The sequence below is a fragment of the Winkia sp. C0117E2 genome (assembly GCF_056590455.1).
This window is the reverse complement of record NZ_JBWPWD010000006.1, coordinates 140390-157860: the sequence shown is the minus strand read 5'-3', so window position 1 is coordinate 157860 and position 17471 is coordinate 140390. Positions and strand designations below refer to the sequence as shown.

The 17471-nt window shown below is 54.8% G+C and carries 23 protein-coding genes; 17 read left to right on the top strand and 6 right to left on the bottom strand.

Annotated features, from left to right (window positions below; translation table 11 throughout):
- The first annotated feature begins 10 nt into the window (after positions 1-10).
- Genes AC1EKG_RS09260 through AC1EKG_RS09240 form a run of 5 tightly spaced genes read left to right on the top strand, consistent with a single transcriptional unit; the run spans position 11 to position 2705 of the window.
- On the top strand, positions 11-1228 hold the full coding sequence (locus AC1EKG_RS09260) for a phage major capsid protein (protein ID WP_101486013.1): 1218 nt from the start codon (positions 11-13) through the stop codon (positions 1226-1228).
- A 29-nt stretch (positions 1229-1257) separates the two neighbouring features.
- A complete protein-coding gene (locus AC1EKG_RS09255; RefSeq protein WP_101486012.1) occupies positions 1258-1575 on the top strand; it encodes a head-tail connector protein in 318 nt (105 codons plus the stop codon).
- A 16-nt stretch (positions 1576-1591) separates the two neighbouring features.
- The gene (locus AC1EKG_RS09250; protein WP_465245940.1) at positions 1592-1924 is read left to right on the top strand and encodes a phage head completion protein; all 333 of its coding nucleotides are present in this window, start codon (positions 1592-1594) and stop codon (positions 1922-1924) included.
- On the top strand, positions 1924-2361 hold the full coding sequence (locus AC1EKG_RS09245; protein ID WP_284906357.1) for an HK97-gp10 family putative phage morphogenesis protein: 438 nt from the start codon (positions 1924-1926) through the stop codon (positions 2359-2361). The genes AC1EKG_RS09250 and AC1EKG_RS09245 overlap by 1 nt, the downstream gene beginning before the upstream one ends.
- Positions 2358-2705 (top strand): hypothetical protein, encoded by a 348-nt coding sequence (locus AC1EKG_RS09240; RefSeq protein ID WP_048707966.1) that lies wholly within the window; start codon positions 2358-2360, stop codon positions 2703-2705. The genes AC1EKG_RS09245 and AC1EKG_RS09240 overlap by 4 nt, the downstream gene beginning before the upstream one ends.
- On the opposite strand, the gene AC1EKG_RS09235 is transcribed toward AC1EKG_RS09240, so the two are convergent.
- Positions 2702-3454, bottom strand: coding sequence for a GIY-YIG nuclease family protein (locus AC1EKG_RS09235; protein WP_101486040.1), 753 nt, complete (start codon positions 3452-3454; stop codon positions 2702-2704). The two genes, AC1EKG_RS09240 and AC1EKG_RS09235, sit on opposite strands and share 4 nt — an antisense overlap.
- Positions 3455-3615: 161 nt before the next feature.
- Positions 3616-4839 carry an MFS transporter gene (locus AC1EKG_RS09230; RefSeq protein ID WP_048707963.1) on the bottom strand — a complete coding sequence of 408 codons (1224 nt, stop codon included), beginning with the start codon at positions 4837-4839 and terminating at the stop codon, positions 3616-3618.
- A 93-nt stretch (positions 4840-4932) separates the two neighbouring features.
- On the opposite strand from AC1EKG_RS09230, the gene AC1EKG_RS09225 reads away from it, so the two are divergent.
- Entirely contained in the window at positions 4933-5634 is a 702-nt protein-coding gene (locus AC1EKG_RS09225; protein WP_048707960.1) for a TetR/AcrR family transcriptional regulator, read from the top strand.
- Between the two features lie 312 nt (positions 5635-5946).
- Here the strand turns inward: AC1EKG_RS09225 and AC1EKG_RS09220 are convergent, their stop codons facing one another.
- The gene (locus AC1EKG_RS09220) at positions 5947-6459 is read right to left on the bottom strand and encodes a VanZ family protein (protein WP_038109038.1); all 513 of its coding nucleotides are present in this window, start codon (positions 6457-6459) and stop codon (positions 5947-5949) included.
- A gap of 60 nt (positions 6460-6519) precedes the next feature.
- Here AC1EKG_RS09220 and AC1EKG_RS09215 point away from each other — a divergent pair, with 60 nt between their 5' ends.
- The 3 genes from AC1EKG_RS09215 (at position 6520) to AC1EKG_RS09205 (ending at position 7763) form a co-directional block, all read left to right on the top strand.
- The gene (locus tag AC1EKG_RS09215) at positions 6520-7128 is read left to right on the top strand and encodes a major tail protein (protein ID WP_101486039.1); all 609 of its coding nucleotides are present in this window, start codon (positions 6520-6522) and stop codon (positions 7126-7128) included.
- A 186-nt stretch (positions 7129-7314) separates the two neighbouring features.
- Positions 7315-7569, top strand: coding sequence for a polysaccharide deacetylase family protein (locus AC1EKG_RS09210; RefSeq protein WP_434739016.1), 255 nt, complete (start codon positions 7315-7317; stop codon positions 7567-7569).
- A 68-nt stretch (positions 7570-7637) separates the two neighbouring features.
- Positions 7638-7763 carry a hypothetical protein gene (locus AC1EKG_RS09205; protein ID WP_024058998.1) on the top strand — a complete coding sequence of 42 codons (126 nt, stop codon included), beginning with the start codon at positions 7638-7640 and terminating at the stop codon, positions 7761-7763.
- Here AC1EKG_RS09205 and AC1EKG_RS09200 read toward each other — a convergent pair.
- Genes AC1EKG_RS09200 through AC1EKG_RS09190 form a run of 3 tightly spaced genes read right to left on the bottom strand, consistent with a single transcriptional unit; the run spans position 7760 to position 9203 of the window.
- A complete protein-coding gene (locus AC1EKG_RS09200; RefSeq protein WP_048707946.1) occupies positions 7760-8383 on the bottom strand; it encodes an alpha/beta fold hydrolase in 624 nt (207 codons plus the stop codon). The two genes, AC1EKG_RS09205 and AC1EKG_RS09200, sit on opposite strands and share 4 nt — an antisense overlap.
- Complete coding sequence (locus AC1EKG_RS09195; protein ID WP_048707943.1) at positions 8380-8565, bottom strand: hypothetical protein; 186 nt, start codon at positions 8563-8565, stop codon at positions 8380-8382. Before AC1EKG_RS09195 ends, AC1EKG_RS09200 begins: the two co-directional genes overlap by 4 nt.
- Before the next feature lie 35 nt (positions 8566-8600).
- The gene (locus AC1EKG_RS09190; protein WP_285445079.1) at positions 8601-9203 is read right to left on the bottom strand and encodes a hypothetical protein; all 603 of its coding nucleotides are present in this window, start codon (positions 9201-9203) and stop codon (positions 8601-8603) included.
- Here AC1EKG_RS09190 and AC1EKG_RS09185 point away from each other — a divergent pair.
- The 8 genes from AC1EKG_RS09185 to AC1EKG_RS09150 all read left to right on the top strand — a co-directional run bounded on the left by AC1EKG_RS09185 (position 9144) and on the right by AC1EKG_RS09150 (position 17432).
- Complete coding sequence (locus AC1EKG_RS09185; protein ID WP_285445080.1) at positions 9144-11318, top strand: phage tail protein; 2175 nt, start codon at positions 9144-9146, stop codon at positions 11316-11318. The genes AC1EKG_RS09190 and AC1EKG_RS09185 overlap by 60 nt on opposite strands.
- A 2-nt stretch (positions 11319-11320) precedes the next feature.
- On the top strand, positions 11321-12013 hold the full coding sequence (locus AC1EKG_RS09180) for a hypothetical protein (RefSeq protein ID WP_072510116.1): 693 nt from the start codon (positions 11321-11323) through the stop codon (positions 12011-12013).
- 71 nt (positions 12014-12084) lie between these two features.
- Entirely contained in the window at positions 12085-14682 is a 2598-nt protein-coding gene (locus AC1EKG_RS09175; protein WP_278614510.1) for a phage tail spike protein, read from the top strand.
- A gap of 16 nt (positions 14683-14698) precedes the next feature.
- The gene (locus tag AC1EKG_RS09170; RefSeq protein ID WP_101486037.1) at positions 14699-15121 is read left to right on the top strand and encodes a DUF1617 family protein; all 423 of its coding nucleotides are present in this window, start codon (positions 14699-14701) and stop codon (positions 15119-15121) included.
- A complete protein-coding gene (locus AC1EKG_RS09165) occupies positions 15118-15339 on the top strand; it encodes an acetyl-CoA carboxylase (RefSeq protein ID WP_072510114.1) in 222 nt (73 codons plus the stop codon). The genes AC1EKG_RS09170 and AC1EKG_RS09165 overlap by 4 nt, the downstream gene beginning before the upstream one ends.
- A gap of 80 nt (positions 15340-15419) precedes the next feature.
- Positions 15420-15875, top strand: coding sequence for a phage holin family protein (locus AC1EKG_RS09160; RefSeq protein WP_101486036.1), 456 nt, complete (start codon positions 15420-15422; stop codon positions 15873-15875).
- Complete coding sequence (locus AC1EKG_RS09155) at positions 15875-16690, top strand: N-acetylmuramoyl-L-alanine amidase (RefSeq protein ID WP_072510112.1); 816 nt, start codon at positions 15875-15877, stop codon at positions 16688-16690. Before AC1EKG_RS09160 ends, AC1EKG_RS09155 begins: the two co-directional genes overlap by 1 nt.
- Before the next feature lie 382 nt (positions 16691-17072).
- Positions 17073-17432 (top strand): hypothetical protein, encoded by a 360-nt coding sequence (locus AC1EKG_RS09150; RefSeq protein WP_257876679.1) that lies wholly within the window; start codon positions 17073-17075, stop codon positions 17430-17432.
- Positions 17433-17471 lie beyond the last annotated feature (39 nt).

The window sequence follows — 17471 nt, the reverse complement described above, 5'->3', positions numbered from 1 at the left end:
ACTTTTTATCATGACTACTGTTACTGATCTTTATGCTCGCCGTGCCGAAACCTGGAATAAGGCGAAGGCTTTTCTGGATGAGCGCCGTAACTTTGAGACCGGCTGCCTGAGCGCTGAGGACGATGCGGCTTACGCGAAGATGGAGGCTGAGATCGAGGCGCTTTCTAACGAGATCGCTCGATCCGAGCGGGCCGAACGCACAGAAGCCAACCTCGCGCAGGCGACTCGGGCACCCATCACTGCTACACCCGGCGCCAGCCCTGATGAGGACGGCAAGGCGAGACCGGCTCGCGCCACCGTTTCCTACAAGCGCGCGTTTTGGGATGCGATGCGGCTTAACACCTCCCCCATGGAAGTAAGGAATGCGCTAAGTGAGGGGGTGGATTCTGAGGGCGGATACCTAGTGCCTGACGAGTTCGAACGCACCCTAGTGCAGTCTTTAGCTGACCAAAACATCATGCGAAGCCTCGCCAAGGTTATTCAGACCACTAGCGGGGATCGCAAGATCCCTGTCGTGTCTACCCATGGCACCGCTACCTGGCTGGATGAAGGCAAACCATATAGCGAATCCGATGAAGCCTTCACCCAAATCTCCCTGTCGGCGTTCAAGCTGGGTACCTTCCTCAAAATCAGCGAAGAACTGCTCAACGATGCAGCGTTTAACGTTGAACAATACCTAGCCAGCGAGTTTGCTCGCCGTATTGGAGCTGCTGAAGAAGAAGCCTTCCTGATTGGAGATGGTAAAGGTAAACCCACCGGCATCTTCAACCCAACCGGCGGAGCAGACTTAGGCGTGACCACCAGTAAGCCTACCGGCATTAGCGCTGATGAACTCATCGATCTGCACTATAGTTTGCGCTCCCCCTACCGGGCGCGCGCGGTGTGGCTGATGAACGATGCAACAGTAAAGACCATACGCAAGCTCAAGGACGGTAACGGGCAGTACCTGTGGCAGCCAGCCCTGACTGCTGGGAATCCAGACATGATCCTTGGCCGACCCGTCTACACCAGTGTTTTTGTGCCTGAGCTTAAAGCGGGGGCGCGCACAGTAGCGTTCGGTGACCTCGGTTTTTATTGGATTGCTGACCGGCAAGGCCGCTCCTTCAAACGCCTAAACGAGCTATTTGCAACCACCGGGCAGATCGGGTTCCTCGCCTCCCAACGCCTAGACGGCAAGCTAGTCTTGCCCGAAGCGATCAAGGTTCTTACCCAAAAGACCGCCGGGTAAACCAGAAAAATAGTTAGGAGGTGGCAGCCATGAAAACAGACGAACTCATGGCCTTAGTCAAGCAAAATCTGCTGGTTGAACATAGCGAGGATGATTCTTTGATTGCCTCGTTTGTTTTGGCTGCCATCTCCTACGCTACCGCTTACCAACATCTGCCCGAGGGCTACTACCAAACGGAGCCCATGTCGCAGGCAACCCGGCAAGGCATTATCATGCTCGCCACCCATTTCTACGAATCCAGAGATGGAGCAACCGCCGGGTTTTGGGCAGACAAAACCGATGCTGCCCGCGCCGTGTGGAACGCAGTCAACACCCTGCTTCGTCTGGATCGGGACTGGAAAATCTAAAGAAAGGACGCGCCTTGTGGCAACGCTAGGAAAAATGAGCGAGCACATCGACCTAATACAACCTGTAGTGGTTAAGGACGCTGCCGGGTTCGCCACTACTGGTGACGAGGTTATTGCTTCGGTGCGCGCATATATGGAAGTGCGGCACGCAAGTGGTGCGTGGGTCAACCGCGCCGCCTACACCAAAGCAGACCTGTTATTTAGGATCCGAGCAATACCCGGCATAAATATAACCGAGGCGATGGAAATCAGCTCCGCACGTGGCAGGTACGTTATTGATGCGGTCGAATACCTCGGCCGCTATGTCGAGATTTTGGCTCACCGCACCGAAGCAGAAGGAGCACCCTGATGGCTCGCGTACAAATCAAGCTTCCCAACGATTTCATTGACGCACTCGACTCAGCCAGCAGCCTCATTGATAACTCCGCTGAGCAAGTACTTAAAGCCGGGGCTAATATTGTGGAGCCGCGTATGCGCTCTAACCTTTCTGCAGCAATCGGCAGCTCAACGAAACAGCCCTCCCGCTCTACCGGTCAGCTCGCCAAAGCGTTAGGAACCGCGCCAGTAAAAGTCAATAGCCGCGGAGACTACAACGTCAAAGTTGGTTTCGCCGAGAACCGAGACGATGGTAGAGCTAACGCACTAATCGCTAACGTTCTTGAACACGGGCGCTCCAACCAGCCCGCTAGACCCTTCCTAGCCCCTACGCGTTCACAAACCAGGCGAGCCGCAATCACCGCAATGAAACAAACCCTAGCCGCGCGAATCCAGCAGGTGAAACCATGAGCGGGCTTTTAGAAAACATAAGCCACATCGCTAAACAACTTGGGCTCGCCTATGCAGTCAGCTGCTACACCGATTCCCCAGCCCCAGACACGTATCTAGTATTCACCCCGTTAACAGATTCTTTCGAGATCTTCGCCGACAACACCCCAGGCGTCGAAATAGAAGAAGCTCGAATCAGCCTGTTCACGAAAACCAACTACTTAGCTCTAAGAGACCAGATCACGAAAGCTCTAATTAGCGCTCGCCTGGTTATTACAGGCAGGCGCTATATCGGATACGAGGACGATACCGGCTACCACCACTATTCAATCGACATCGCGAATTATTCACCGACTACTTTCTAGGAGTTGTTGCTTTCCTCCCAGACTCCATAATTTTGTCCCTCATCATTGACCCAGCGCGCTCTACCATTGGCGGAGGTACCTAACACTATGGCCGCTGCTGCAGAAGGAGAAGCAAAAGCAATATCCCGGGTAACCACGCCCCGCTTATTTTCTAGACGGATTGAACCGTCACTAACTAGCTTTTGGTGACGACTAGCTATAGTCGCATACGAGTTAACCGTTGCCTGACTTCTGGCTTTACTGGTTTCCCAATTCGCAACCACTATTAATCCCTTGAGGAGGAAAAACTCGCCATCAATCAGCTGCATCGAGGCGTCTATCTGATCTTTTTGTCTGCGCAGATGGAAAACAGGCGAAGAAACTATCTGAGCGGTAGCTGCTTGCACAGTATTTTCTAGGGAACGCAAAACATTGACTCCCAGGATCGGCAAAATCAGCTTCACATTATCTAAGAACGACTCGGCTGATGCTCGTTGCGCTTCAGAAAGCTTCCTAACCCGAGGAGTTTGTCTGTTATCAGGCATAGAACAACGCTCAGCATTCTTAGCGATTTCAACCAGACGGGCTTCTAAATAACCCCAATGCCCCTCGTTAAAAGACCGCTGCAAGCTAGCAATAATAACAACCTTTTCCCACTGCGGCTTCTTTTTGTCATGATCACGCAGGCGCTCTACAAAGTCTTCTGTCTTGCCTATATAGCACCAAGTGTTCTCAATAGCTTCAGGGTCATTACCAAGAAGAATATACACACCATTACAAGCGATTGAGCTGAATGACCCCGTGTTTGCATGGGGTTTTTGAGACGTTTGAGTTTGTTTGAACCTCGTAGCGACTAGACATCATAGTTCTGCTGAAGTCAACACCGCTTTAGCAGGAATTTTTATGGTTTTTGCTTCTAATCATAAAGAGATTATTTGCGGAACTCGGGATGGTAAAAACTCAGCAAAATTGCCGCAGCTATCAGGACTGCGCAACATGTCATTGGTAGCCACGGAGAGAGTCCGTAAAGTGCGGTAGAGGCTATCGGTGCCACTACATAGGCAGCACCATTGTTAGCATTAATCAACCCGGCCAGCCCACCTTGTTCTTCGGGCTTCATTTGCAAAGTAGGCGCCGTGTTGTAGCCAGGCATCGCCAGGCCTAGACCAAAGCCTGTCAAGATGCTGGCCACGATGAACAGTCCAAGATTTAGTGGATAAACCAAGAGTAGTAACCCGAGAAGAACGATTATTAATCCTCTTCTAAAGAGTTTTTTAGCACCCCAGTTTAACCTTGGAGCCACCAAGGCCTGCGCCAGTATCATCACCACACCCATTATTGACATGCACAAAGCGGTGAGCCCTGCTGTTGCGCCGGCCGCTAGCTTCAAAACATCCTGCAGTAAAAAGCCGAAAAGTGTAGCCACGGTAGAAAAAGCGGTAAACATTAGGAAACCGCAAGCCAGGAACACGAATACTCTTGAATCAAAATAGGAAACTTTTGCCGGTTGAGCGACTTTTTCTTCGCTACCTGTGGGTTTGAATGTTAGCAGCAAAACGGCAACGCCTAAAAGCATGACCAGAGGCATCACCAGCAAGGGCATCATGAAACCTCCTATAGCTGCAAGGCTGCCGCCCAATAAGGCTCCAAGAATAGACGAGAATCCTTGTGCAGCACCCAAGACTCCCAGACCCTTTACCCGTTGCGTCTCATTGTAGGTATGAGTCACAACGTAGGTTTGCGCGGCTGGGGAAACTGATGCGATGGCACCGCCGTACAGCACTCCCCTAGTTATGACTACTCCTATGATCAACGCTATGCCGGTGAGCAGACCCTTAAATCCTAGCCACACCACCATAGCGAATCCGCTTAGAGCCAGGATTCCGGCAAGCATGCCAATAAGCAAGATACGCCGAGATCCCCATCGCAATGAGACCCGTCCCCACCTGGTGGAGGTAAGAGAAAACATTATGGCAGCTAACGAAATGGTGGCGCCAATGTGCCATTCCTTCAGCCCGATTTCGCGCGATAGCGGAGCCAGAATTGGATTAAGAATCATCTGCCCCATATATGCCAGTAACACCGTCAAAAACAAGGGAAACAGTCCCGCTATTTTTGATTCGACTTTCTCGTTTCGTTCATTAGTGGCGCACATTAAAACATCCTTTCCAAAGTGAGCTACCAATCAAGCTGAGACAATACTAGAACAATGTTCTAGTATTGTCGAGGTTGAGGGTATGCTGTTTTCGTGGGGAATAAAGACAAGCGGGTAAACACGGGTAGACGCGCCTGGCTGACGCAGGAAAAGATCATGTACACCGCAATGGAACTGACCCGAGAGTGCGGTCTAGAAAAATGGTCGATTCGTGACCTTGCGCAGCGTCTGGGAGTAGTTCCCTCTGTCATCTACCACCATTACCAAAACCGTGACGCCATTACCGCTTCTGTAATAGGCGAGATCACTAGCACCATCGAACTACCGGACGAGCAGCTGGAATGGAAAGATTGGTTCATCTCCCTAGCAAAAAATGTCAGGCCTGTCTTTCTTGAATTCCCCGGAGTCACCGACAAACTGATGTATGGACATATGAACGCCGCGTTGATACCAATCTTGGAGGTGGCTTACGAAAAACTACGGGATGCTGGTTTTAGCAAGTACATTCACATCGCATACTCAATTATCATCAACACGATGCTATGGAGCATTACTGCTCGCAACTTGCGCAGCCCAACCAAGCAGGAACAGCGCCACGACCTAGGCCAAATGATTACCCAACTTCAGCCCCTAGCTGTCTGCTCCACAACGCTGGCTGACATCATCCAGGGCTACTTAATTCCGCTAGCCAACCCGAAAAACGAAGACCGCATGAGTCAGGAATACTTTGAAATCATCATAGAAGTCGTACTCGCCGGTTTAGAGATAGCAATCTTGCCTCGCGAAAACGCCTAACGAACCCGTGAACAAGAGAAATCATCAATACTCATAAAATATTTCCCAAAATCGCAAGGCATCCAGCTAAGAGCAAAGCTTTTCAGCCTCTCCCTCTATTTCCTGCGATTTTCCAATAAATACAAGAAGATCCACTATATCCAGAGCTTCCCAAACAACTGGTACGACTACATCAAATACTGCACTACCAATGAACTAGCTATCGCCCTTCACAGTACACAGGCTTCTCCCAGGAATCCGCTATATCGGATACGAGGCGGATACCGGTTTTCACCACTATTCCATCGATGTTTCGAGTTTTAGAGCCTGTCCTTAAGAGTTTGCAATGATCAGGAAAGTCAAAAATCCGATGAACAAGATCTCCAGGACTAACCCGATGACGTTAATGACTTTTTCGCTCTTTTCAGGCCAGAATCTGGCTAGCAGAGCAAAAACTACTAAGCCAGTAGCGGCTCCAGCAGTGTTCATTATGACATCGGTGATATCGCTGACCCCAATAGCGAAAACGTACTGAACGACCTCGAATGCCACGCTTGCTAAAAACGGTGGGAGCAATTGAATTAACCATGAGCGCCGTTTCAACAACATCCTCATGTACAAGCCAAACGGGATGAAAATAAGGAAGTTGACCACGATCTCATCAAAGAAGTTCGACCCGTAAAGATTCGCAGAATCTGTAAATGGGATCAGATTTAAGTAGCGCGCATGCCGCATGCTCAGTATGTCGTCAACGCTGGTGGCGAATTTGAACAGCACCATCCACAACAACAAGAGCAGATAAATCCCGAACACCGCATAGGTCAAGCGTCGCGTTTTCTCTCTCATGCCCCAATTCTATCTCTCGATGACATCTAACGAAAATTACTACCCAAAAGGAGAAACATCATGGCAACTATTGGTTTAGACAAGCTCTACTACGCGAGCATTAGCGAAGATCCCACTAGCGGTGAGGAAACTTATGCCGTTCCTAAACCGCTGGCTAAAGCAATATCTGCAGAATTGTCTGTGGAGGTGGCTGAGGCAATTTTGTATGCCGATGACGGGGCATCCGAGATTGTCAAGGAATTCAAATCTGGAACGCTCACTCTTGGGGTTGATGATCTCGGGGCTGAGGCTGCAGCTGCCTTAACTGGTGCGAGACTGGACGCGAACGGGGTACTTATCAGTACTTCTGAGGATGGTGGCGCACCCGTGGCTATTGGTTTTAGAGCTGCACGCTCTAACGGGAAGTACCAGTATTTTTGGCTTTACCGCGTCAAATTTGCTCTGCCGGGAGCCACGCTGGCGACCAAAGCTGATTCGATCACGTTCTCTACCCCGAGTATTGAGGGAACGATTCTGCGGCGTAACAAACCAGACGCTACCGGTAAGCACCCGTGGAAAGCCGAAGTCACCGAAGGAGCCACCGGCGTGAAAGCTGAGACGATCTCCAGCTGGTACAGGCAGGTGTATGAGCCTGCCGCTACAACCAGCATTAAACCGACAAACAACTAGAAATGCAGGTAAGCCATGACAGCGAAAACCCAAACCAGCCCGGCCAGCACCTCTTTAAAAAGCGCGACAATCACTATCGCAGGTCAAGAATACGAGCTTGTCCTCACTACCCGTGCGACCCGCCTTATAGCTCAACGTTACGGAGGGCTAGAACATTTAGGTCAAGCCCTGGAAACTAGCGAAGATATGGATAAGTCACTCGGTGAGGTAATCTGGCTCATCGCCCTGCTCGCTAACCAGTCCGTACAAATACACAACCTCACCCATCCGGACGATAAGCGCCCAGAGCTGACCGCAGAAGCAGTGGAGTTACTAACTGTGCCTGCAGATTTAGCTGACTACCGAGAGGCTATCGCCCAGGCACTCCAACGCGGCACCCGGCGAGCAATCATGACCGAGACCCCAGACCCAAAAGGGCAAACCAAGAAAAAGGACACTTAATAGATAGTGACGAGGCAATCTTTACCCGCCTGACCTATATCGGGCTCGCCCACCTGGGACTGACCCGCATGCAAATCGAGCTGACCATATTCGGTGAACTATTGGACCTGGTGGATTGCTGGCGTATCGAAACCGGCAGAGCCCAGCCGAAACGCATCTGGTTTATCGACGATATTATTCCTGCTGGGGTTTAGCGATCTAAATGTTTCGTGAGATAACAGGCGAATAGCTGAGGATGGGCGGCGTGCCACTGGTGCCCTGCACCTTGGATCACTTCTAGGTGAGCTGTGGGGATAAGGCCGGCGATTTTGCGGGCTGCAGGCAGGTTTGCTTTATCTTTGCTGCCGCAAACCACAGTTACGGGCATAGATAAAGCTGGAAGCTGCGAAGTAAGGTCTAAATCTTTCAAACTATCGAGCACACCCACCAGCTCAGGTTTGCTAAGCTGCGGCGGACAGACCCATTTTGTTGGTAGAACTCGCATTAGTGTCTTTTGCAGATTCATCAACAGTTTTGGGGGTTTAGCTTGCGGAGCTGAAACAAACAGTGAGGACACCTTGCCCGGATGGGTGAGCGCGATATTTAAAGCAATCACTGCGCCCAACGATACCCCGACCAGGTGCACTGGTTCGGTCAGCGAGTTAGCAATCTGGGCGCATACGTCTTCAAGCAACCAAGAAGCCAGCGGCGGTTTCGTTGTCAAAACGTCTAGAGATATGCACTCGGTTTGTGGCAGCTGTTTTATTACTGGGTTCCAAACATCACGGGTTTCACCCAACCCGTGCAAGAACACTACCTTTTGCGCATCGCTCATTTACGCAGCGCGAAAAAACCTGCAACCAGGCTAGTTATCAGAAAACCAGCAGCATTTCCGATAGCGGTGACCGGTGAAATCACGTGCGTGAACCCGAAAATAGCAAAACAGATAGCTGCAAATAATAGCCCAACGGCTACCAGCATTAACCAGTTACGCACTCGCGCATTGTTCTTTGCCATATATGCCCTTTCGCTTTTACGTGTTCGTTCACTGATTATCCCATAACTGTCGTTACCGGAAAGAAAGGTAAACACTCATGGCCGACTCCAGTTTTGGTTTGAAGATTGGGCTTGAGGGTGAGCGTGAGTTCAAGCGCGCGATCATGGATATTAACCGTGAGATGCGGGTGCTTGGCAGTGAGATGAAGCTCGTGGCGTCCTCGTTTGATAAGAACGACAAGTCCGCCGAAGCACTCACGGCCCGTAACCAAGTGCTGGGCAAAGAAATCGAGGCTCAAAAGTCGAAGATTGAGACCCTGCGCGCCGCACTCGAAAACTCCGCCACGAGCTTTGGTGAGAATGATAACCGGACGAAGAATTGGCAGATCCAACTCAATAACGCAGGCGCTGAACTCAACCGGCTTGAAGGCGAGCTGAAAGCCAACAACGACGCCCTGTCGGATTTCGGGAACGAGGCTGACGGTGCCGGTGACGATGCCAAGGGCGCGGCAAAGGACGCAGGACGTCTTGAGGGCGCGGTGGATGATCTCGGGGACGAGATGGACACCACCAGCTCCAAGACCCGCATTTTCGGCGACGTGTTGAAAGCCAACCTCGCCTCCGAAGCCATCATTGCCGGGGTGAAGGGTATCGGGCATGCGATCGCCTCGATCGGTCGCGGCATGGCCGGAGCCCTCAAAGCGGGCGTGGAGTACAACGCCCGTATGGAGCAATACTCCACGTCCTTTACGACGATGCTGGGTGACCAAGCCAAAGCCCAACAACTCGTTAACGACCTGAAAGTTCAGGCGGCGAAGACTCCGTTTGGTATGGAGGACCTCGCGGGCAACATGCAAACCCTCCTGAGCTTTGGCATGTCGTTGGAGGATGCGAAAAAGCACCTGAACGAAATCGGCGATATCTCCCAAGGCGATGCGGTGAAGATGGAATCGCTAACGCTCGCCTTCGCCCAAATGTCCTCGACCGGCAAGCTCACGGGTCAGGACTTACTGCAGATGATCAACGCCGGATTCAACCCGCTCGAAGAGATCTCCCGCAAGACCGGCAAGTCCATCGGTGAACTGAAAGAGGATATGGCCAAGGGTGCTATTTCGGCTGACATGGTCGCTGACGCATTCGCCAGTGCTACTGCTGAAGGCGGGCGTTTCTACGGGGCCATGGACGCCCAATCCAAGACCTTCTCCGGGCAGCTTGCCACGATGCAGGACGGGGTGGAAAATCTCAAGGGGTTGTTGGCTGGTGGTCTGTCGGAGGCGTTGGCTGGTTCGGTGTTGCCGATGGTCAACGGGTGGATCGACGAACTCACCGCAGCGTTTGAAGAAGGCGGAACACCCGCACTCATCGACGCCCTCGGCCAAGTCTTACAGGAAGCCCTCGCATTTATTGCTGAGCAGCTACCGATGGTGGTTGAAACCGGCATGAGCATTTTGACCGCCCTGCTCGAAGGCATTATCAAGGTGTTGCCACAAGTAGCGGAAACAGCGGTAACGCTGATTATCGCGCTGGTCGAGGCAATCATCGAAGCCCTACCGAGTCTGCTTGAGGCAGCGGTGCAGATTATTGCCACCCTCGTCTCAGGTATCGGTGAAGCCTTGCCAGAACTGATCCCTGCGGCGGTGGAGATGCTCATGGCTTTGGTGCAGGGCCTGGTGGACAACCTCCCGTTGCTTCTTGATGCGGCGTTGCAACTCATCACCGGACTCGCCGAAGGCCTCATCGCATCAATCCCCGTCATCATCGAAGCCCTGCCACAAATCATCACGGGGATTGTCACGTTCCTTGTGGATGCTATCCCGCAAATCATCGAAGCAGGAATCCAACTGCTGACCGCCTTGATTGGTGCGCTACCGCAGATCATCACAGCGATCGTTGCTGCGCTCCCGCAGATTATTACCGCGATCGTCAGCGGCGTGGTCGGCGCGATCCCACAGCTCATCGACGCTGGCATTCAGCTACTGACGGCGTTGATTGGTGCCTTGCCCCAAATCATTACGACGATCGTGGCCGCGTTGCCCCAGATCATCGGCGCGATTGTGTCGGCGATTGGTGGGGCAATCCCGCAACTCATCCAAGCCGGAATTCAACTCTTGACCGCGTTGGTGCGAAACCTACCGCAGATTATTTCCACGATCGTCGCAGCAATCCCATCGATTATTTCTGGGATTGTGTCTGCTGTTGGGCAGGGCGTGTGGCAGATGGTGGAGGCGGGTAAAAACCTCGTCTACGGCCTGTGGAACGGAATCCAAGGCTTGGCGGGCTGGCTGTGGAATCGGGTCTCGAACTGGGCAAGCGGGATTTGGGACTCGATCACTGGCTTCTTCGGCATCCACAGCCCGTCTCGCAAGATGGCCTGGGCTGGACGGATGCTCGTTGAAGGCCTGGCAGGCTCGATCAAAACCGATGGCAACAAAGCCGTCACCGCTGCCACTGGTTTGGCTAGGGACACGATGGACGCCTTCGCCGACCTTGAGGACGGGCTGGCCGTGCCGATCGAGGCGGTCGCTGACCTGCAGGTACCTGCCGTTGACCTCACCCCACAGCCCGTGACTGTATCTCAGCGGATCAGCGACGTCTCTGACGAGCGTGTGGATGTCGCTGGGATCGTGGATGCGACTGCAAAGCGCATCCTCGGGTCTTTGGATATTTCGGTGACTTTGTCGGATGGGACGCTGGTCGGCAAACTCGCACCCGCCCTCGACAAACAACTTGCTCGTCTTGATCGGCGGCAGACCGTGATGGCAGGAGGCTACTGATCATGTTTGGCTTCACCCTCAACAGCGCGGTGACCTCTACGTCGCTTGGTCTGCGCTTGACCGCCCCGGTGGCGATACCCGCAGCCGTCCGTGCGGTGGAAGATATTGAGGTCGAAGGCCGCGCCGGGACCCTGACCAGGTTCACGGGCTGGGAGGACACCGAACTTGAGCTTGAGCTCGCCGTTCCTATCCGTGATGGGCTCGACCAGTACCGGCGGGCCACTCACGAGCTCACCAATGCCCAGACGATCGCGTTCACTGGTGAGTCGGGTGTGTATCGGAAGGTTAAGCACTGCGAAGTGAGCGAGCTGCGCCGGGAGTTGTCGGGGTGGGGGTTCTTCACCGCACGCCTGACCTGCCAGCCCTTCACTTACCTGACCGAGGGCTTGAAGCCCGTAACTATCTCGGAGTCGGGGACGATCACCAACCCCGGCCTACTCGATGCCGATCCGATCATCACCGTTACTGGCACCGGAGCGTTGTCTTTGACGATCAATGCGCGCGTCTACCACGTGAATTCGCCAGCAGGCTCTATCACGCTCGACAGCGCGCGTCTCGTCGCACACGTATCAGGTCGCGTGCAGACCGATGCGCTCACCGAAACTTTCCCAACCTTGAAGCCTGGGTTGAACAGGATCACCCTCGGCACCGGCATCAGCAAGGTCGTCGTCGTGCCGAATTGGCGCAACCCCTAACCACCCCGTTCGCTCAATTGTTCCTAGCCGTCCTGTGGTGGGCGGCCTTCATGCTGTTTGGAGGCATTTTGATGATTACGGTTCACGACCGCACCGCCACGACATTCACCGCCACCGGGCTAGGAGTCTTGGATCGGGAGATCATCAACCCGATCGTGACGGAAGAACTGGGTGGCGAATTCTCCCTGACCTTCACCTACCCGGCAGATGGACCTGCTGCCACGCACATCGTACTTGAGAACATTGTGGCAGCGCCCGTGCCAAGGCTGGAGCAACGTCAGGGTTTCCGGATTAGCGAGGTCGTCACCACCCTCGAAGGAATGCTCGAAGTAACGGCGTTTCATGTCTTCTATGATTTGGCGGCGAATCTCATCGCCGACACCTACGTGGTCAACAAAACCGCGAAAGGCGCACTGACGCAGATCCTTGGGGCGGCGAACACTAAGCACGGGTTTACTGCTACCTCATCGGATACGGTGACTAGGTCTTCGGCGCGGTTGGTGCGCATGCCCATCGCCGCCGCTCTCATGGATGCGGGCGAGGACAATACGTTCGCTGCGCGTTGGGGCGGCGAACTGACCCGCGATAATTTCCATATCCATCACGCGCCCATGCGCGGAGCCAACCACGGGATGGTCATCAGTGATCGGAAGAACCTCACCGGCTTCGAATCATCCATTGATTTTTCGACGGTGGTGATGCGGATTTTGCCGATTGGCTACGACGGCCTGCTCTTGCCTGAACTCTATGTGGATAGCCCGAAATTGGGGGACTATGTGGTGCCGCGTATCCGCGTCATCCGCTACGGACAAGTCAAAGCCATCACGGATAAAGACAACCCACGTGAAGGCGAGCTTCCACTCGACCAAGCACACGGCGAACTACGCCGACTGGCGGCAGCAGAATTCAACGCCAAGCATGTGGATGAGCCGTCCGCTTCGTACAAGATCCACTTCACTGACCTTTCACAAACCCGCGAATACGCTGACCTTGCACGCCTGGAAACCGTCGAAATTGGCGACACCGTGACCGTCCGCCACGCTGATCTTGGTGTCGCGCTCACGGCACGGGTGGTGGCATACGAATACAACCCGCTCACAGGTCAATACATCTCGGTCGAACTTGGAACCGTAGCTCGGAAGTTCACGTCTGTCACCCGGCAAGTCAAGACCGCCATCAATACGGCGGTGGCTGCGTCGGATACGGCAGGATTCGCACTTGCCTCAGCGGATGGGAAGAACACCAACCACTACGGCAGTGCCCAACCCGAGAAGGCACAGCTCGGCGACACATGGTTCAAGCAGAACGGCGAAACCACCGAAATCTGGATCTACCGGCTCACCGACACCGGGCAGCCCGACTGGGTGGCACTCGCTACTGATCTGAACCATGCACAGATCAGCGCGGAACTCGACGCAGCACGCGCAGAGGTCGACCAAGCCAAGACCGCAGCCGCTGGTGCTACCCAGTTGGCGCAAGATGCCCACGACGTTGCGATGACTTCGGATGGGCGGCTCACGGTTGCCGTTGTTGACCCGAGCGTAGCGGACGCGGCTGGCCGACCGGAGGGCTCGCTATGGCAAGTGCGCGTAGACGGCGTGATCGCCCGCCAATACATCCTCACCAACAACCAATGGGAACAAACACCGGTTGGGGCTGCGATGATCGGGTCGAAAGCGATCAGCCAAGCACACATCGCAGACGCCGCCATCGGCACCGCACACATCGCAGACGCCGCGATCACCGACGCGAAAATCGGGTCGCTCTCGGCCTCGAAGATCACCTCCGGGTATTTAGCTGCTGGGCGGATTGCCGCCGGATCGATTACATCCGACAAGTTGACGATCGCCAACGGATACATCACCAATGCGATGATCAAGGACGCGGCGGTCACATCCGCGAAGATCGCCTCGCTGGATGCTGGGAAGATCACCACCGGCACGTTGTCGGCGGCTCGGATTGGGGCGCGCTCGATTACGGCCGACAAGCTCGCGACCAACGCCATCCAAGTAGGCCTGGCAGGCTGGACGCAATCTATCCGCATCACCCCGTATCAGATCGCTTGGTATAACGGCTCGACGTTGGAGGGAAAGATTACGAGCGCGGGCATGCAGTTCTGGTACGGCACCCGCTACATCGGGGAGATGGCACGCCGTGCCCACAAGGACAAGCCCGACGTGCAAGGCGTCGTCAACCAGGTCGCCTATCAAGGCGACTATGTGGCCTGGACATACCAGACGGTTTCCGGCGGTGGCTACTTCACCTGCCTCACCCTGGATCCGAAGGGACGCTTCTACGGCAAGGCCGGCATTCATCTTGGTGCTGACTTGCGCACCAACGGCTACAAGTTCTACACCACCGGCTCACGCTACGTGACCTTGCAAGACTGCACGCTCACCGGGAAAGGCACCTACGCCGGGTGGGTGTCGAGCAATGGGCTGGCGAAGATCGTCTTCCACACCTACGACGTCATGGTCGTCACCAACGGCTCGTATTACAACATGACCCGTCTCTTTGATCGCACCAAAGATTTGATGTCGCGGATGAACGCGATCCTCAGCTTACTCAATCAAGGGTGGATCACATCCATATCCGGAACCGGCTCGAACATCACGTGGCGGTACTTCTCCAACACAGGCCTGTCGGCCATGTCCACCAACCTCGCATAAGTAAAAGGAAACCCTGATGAAGATCATGCTCGCCAACCACCATTTGCAACCCATCGCCGACCTACTCGAGAACATGCCGCTCAAAGCCGCTCAATCCAGGGCGCGCTCCAAACTCCTCACGCTAGTGAAGGAAGCGATTGCACGGTTCGGGGAAGACGAATACGACCTCGTCACCCACTATGCAACACTCGACGATCATGGTCGCCCAGTGTTCGCAGATGACGGCACCTTCATGCTCGCCGACCCCGACAAAGCCAGTGAATTCCTCGATGCCCGTCAGAATCTGCTGGCATCTGTTGCGGAAGTGTCGGGGCCCACCTACGACGGCCACGACAAGGACGTGAAAGCACTTCTTGACGGCTATGAGGGTGAACTGTCTGGCGTGGCGGCGGAAGCCTACGACGTCCTCTACGACGCCATCACCAAGGGTGGCCAATGAAGGACAAGGAAGAAAAGGACACAGAAATGACCGACGTTTCAGATGATGAGTCAACGTCTAGCGAAGAAGTACAGCTACCCATCGTCCCAGTTGAGTCCGATGCCACGCCCGCACCACCAGCAGAGGCCATCGAAGCCCAAGAACTCCCAGCGCCCAAGGTGGCGTCCTTCGACTTGAGCCTGCCAATTCTCGAGGTCCTCACTGACCCGACCATGTAACACGCTGCGCTACACCAATTTTTGATGCCTTCACCCCAGATGGGTGTGGGCAATTTTTATGCCCACAGAAAGGAATACCCATGTCCCTACACGCCATCTGGCACGCCATTCAAGCCGGCATCGCTGGTATTGGTGCGTGGCTCGCCGCTTATCTTGGAGGGCTCGACGGCCTCGTCTATGCGCTGATTGTTTTCACTATCGCCGACTACATCACCGGGGTGCTGGCCGCCATCAACGAACGCCGCCTCAGCTCATCCGTCGGTTTTAGGGGTATCAGCCGCAAAATCCTCATCTTCACCCTCGTCGGCCTCGCCCATTTGATCGACGTCCATATTCTCGGAGCACCCGGCGTGCTGCGAGCGGCGGTCATCTTCTTCTACCTATCCAACGAAGGCATCTCCCTCGTGGAGAACGCCACCCGCCTCGGCCTACCCGTCCCATCCCAAATGCGTGGGGCGCTCGATGCGATCGCCAACCGCGCCGAAACAAGACCCTCACTGACCGAACCACCAACCACTGAAAAGGAGATTCACTGATGAAGAATTGGAACACGCTTGAGGCTGACATCGACCTCATCATGAACACACACTACACGCCCGGCAGGAATGGTAGGCGGATCGATAAGGTCATCATTCACCACAACGCCGGAAACCTCACCATTAGGGGCTGCTACGACGTGTGGCAAACGCGTCCAGCTTCCGCCCACTACCAAGTCCAAACCGACGGACGCATCGGCCAGTTGGTGTGGGATCGCGATACCGCCTGGCATGCAGGCAACTTTGCCGCCAACACCACCAGTATCGGCATCGAGCATGCGGATGTGTCCTCGAACCCGTGGGCTGTGTCGGAGGCGTGCCTCGATAACGGAGCACACCTCGTGGCGGCCGTTTGCAAGTTCTACGGTCTTGGCCGCCCGGCTTGGGGCAAGAACGTCTTCGGGCACAAGGACTTTTCTGCGACTGCTTGTCCGGCTTCTCTTGCTGGTTCTCAGCATGCTGCCTACATGTCCCGCGCACAGTCTTGGTATGACCAGATGAGCGGTAGTGCACCAGCACCCGCTCCTGCAGCGCCGAATATCGACGCTCTCGCTGATGCAGTGATTCGCGGCGATTACGGGAACGGTGAGGAGCGTAAGCGTTGCCTCGGAGCCAACTATGCGGCTGTCCAGCAGCGCGTGAACGAGAAGCTCTCTGGCAACGCACCTGCCGCGAAGCCAGCAGGGCCGAACATTGATGCTCTTGCCGATGCCGTTATTCGCGGCGAGTACGGCAACGGTGAGGAACGTAAGCGCCGACTCGGAAATCTCTACAGCGCCGTACAAGCTCGCGTGAATGCCAAGCTCGGCTACTAAACATCCGCGCCACGTCGGAGCGACTGAGCCCCGTCACCACTGTGACTTCCCAATCCTCGGGGAGCCGGTGGTGGCGGGGCTTTTCGTCGTTTCATGGACGGATTTAACAATCGGGGGTTTGTCGGCAGTGGGGTGAAGGGAGTGACCCCACTGTGAATGATCTTGATGAACAACGTATCCGCAACCTGCGCACGGCGGGCTGGGGGTATAAAGCGATTGCCGAGTTTTGCGCCCTAACTCGTGACCAGGTCCGCTCGTACTGCACAACCCGAAACCTTGACGCCGCTCCGGTGATGGCCTGGCAGGTATGCCACTGGTGTGCCAGCCCTATACAGGGAGCAGCTCGGGCTCGGTTTTGCTCGCCCGCCTGCAGGCATAAAGCGTGGCGGCATCGACAGAAAACCGAGCCTGCGCGCGAGCAGACCTGTACGCACTGCGGACGCCGCTTCGCGATCGTGGACAAACCAGGTCAAAAGTTTTGCTGTCACGCCTGCTATGTACGTGCTCGCTTCGGCACCCGTGGCGGACAACCATGAACACGCTCGCCGCTCCTGTTGATCAACTGGCCCAACCTGACGTGTTCGCCCGAGAACTCGCCTTCATCACGGACTCTCACACGTTGAGCGTGCTGGCGGGGCGGGGCGTGCTCACGCCCGCAGAGTATCAGCGTGCTCACCGGTTGTTATGGAAGGCGTGGACGCCGATCTATCAACCACAGATTGTGGGCGAAACGACTGGATAAACACTTGGTTTAGAGCGTGTATAGACCTAACGCGAAAGG

Bases quoted from the DNA above. Each gene is read 5' to 3' on its own strand.
- AC1EKG_RS09260 (WP_101486013.1), top strand. From the start codon at position 11: ATGACTACTGTTACTGATCTTTATGCTCGCCGTGCCGAAACCTGGAAT.
- AC1EKG_RS09255 (WP_101486012.1), top strand. From the start codon at position 1,258: ATGAAAACAGACGAACTCATGGCCTTAGTCAAGCAAAATCTGCTGGTT.
- AC1EKG_RS09245 (WP_284906357.1), top strand. From the start codon at position 1,924: ATGGCTCGCGTACAAATCAAGCTTCCCAACGATTTCATTGACGCACTC.
- AC1EKG_RS09240 (WP_048707966.1), top strand. From the start codon at position 2,358: ATGAGCGGGCTTTTAGAAAACATAAGCCACATCGCTAAACAACTTGGG.
- AC1EKG_RS09230 (WP_048707963.1), bottom strand. From the start codon at position 4,839: ATGTGCGCCACTAATGAACGAAACGAGAAAGTCGAATCAAAAATAGCG.
- AC1EKG_RS09220 (WP_038109038.1), bottom strand. From the start codon at position 6,459: ATGAGAGAGAAAACGCGACGCTTGACCTATGCGGTGTTCGGGATTTAT.
- AC1EKG_RS09215 (WP_101486039.1), top strand. From the start codon at position 6,520: ATGGCAACTATTGGTTTAGACAAGCTCTACTACGCGAGCATTAGCGAA.
- AC1EKG_RS09210 (WP_434739016.1), top strand. From the start codon at position 7,315: ATGGATAAGTCACTCGGTGAGGTAATCTGGCTCATCGCCCTGCTCGCT.
- AC1EKG_RS09205 (WP_024058998.1), top strand. From the start codon at position 7,638: ATGCAAATCGAGCTGACCATATTCGGTGAACTATTGGACCTGGTGGAT.
- AC1EKG_RS09200 (WP_048707946.1), bottom strand. From the start codon at position 8,383: ATGAGCGATGCGCAAAAGGTAGTGTTCTTGCACGGGTTGGGTGAAACC.
- AC1EKG_RS09195 (WP_048707943.1), bottom strand. From the start codon at position 8,565: ATGGCAAAGAACAATGCGCGAGTGCGTAACTGGTTAATGCTGGTAGCC.
- AC1EKG_RS09190 (WP_285445079.1), bottom strand. From the start codon at position 9,203: ATGCCCGATACCCTTCACCCCGGCAATGATGGCTTCGGAGGCGAGGTT.
- AC1EKG_RS09180 (WP_072510116.1), top strand. From the start codon at position 11,321: ATGTTTGGCTTCACCCTCAACAGCGCGGTGACCTCTACGTCGCTTGGT.
- AC1EKG_RS09175 (WP_278614510.1), top strand. From the start codon at position 12,085: ATGATTACGGTTCACGACCGCACCGCCACGACATTCACCGCCACCGGG.
- AC1EKG_RS09170 (WP_101486037.1), top strand. From the start codon at position 14,699: ATGAAGATCATGCTCGCCAACCACCATTTGCAACCCATCGCCGACCTA.
- AC1EKG_RS09165 (WP_072510114.1), top strand. From the start codon at position 15,118: ATGAAGGACAAGGAAGAAAAGGACACAGAAATGACCGACGTTTCAGAT.
- AC1EKG_RS09160 (WP_101486036.1), top strand. From the start codon at position 15,420: ATGTCCCTACACGCCATCTGGCACGCCATTCAAGCCGGCATCGCTGGT.
- AC1EKG_RS09155 (WP_072510112.1), top strand. From the start codon at position 15,875: ATGAAGAATTGGAACACGCTTGAGGCTGACATCGACCTCATCATGAAC.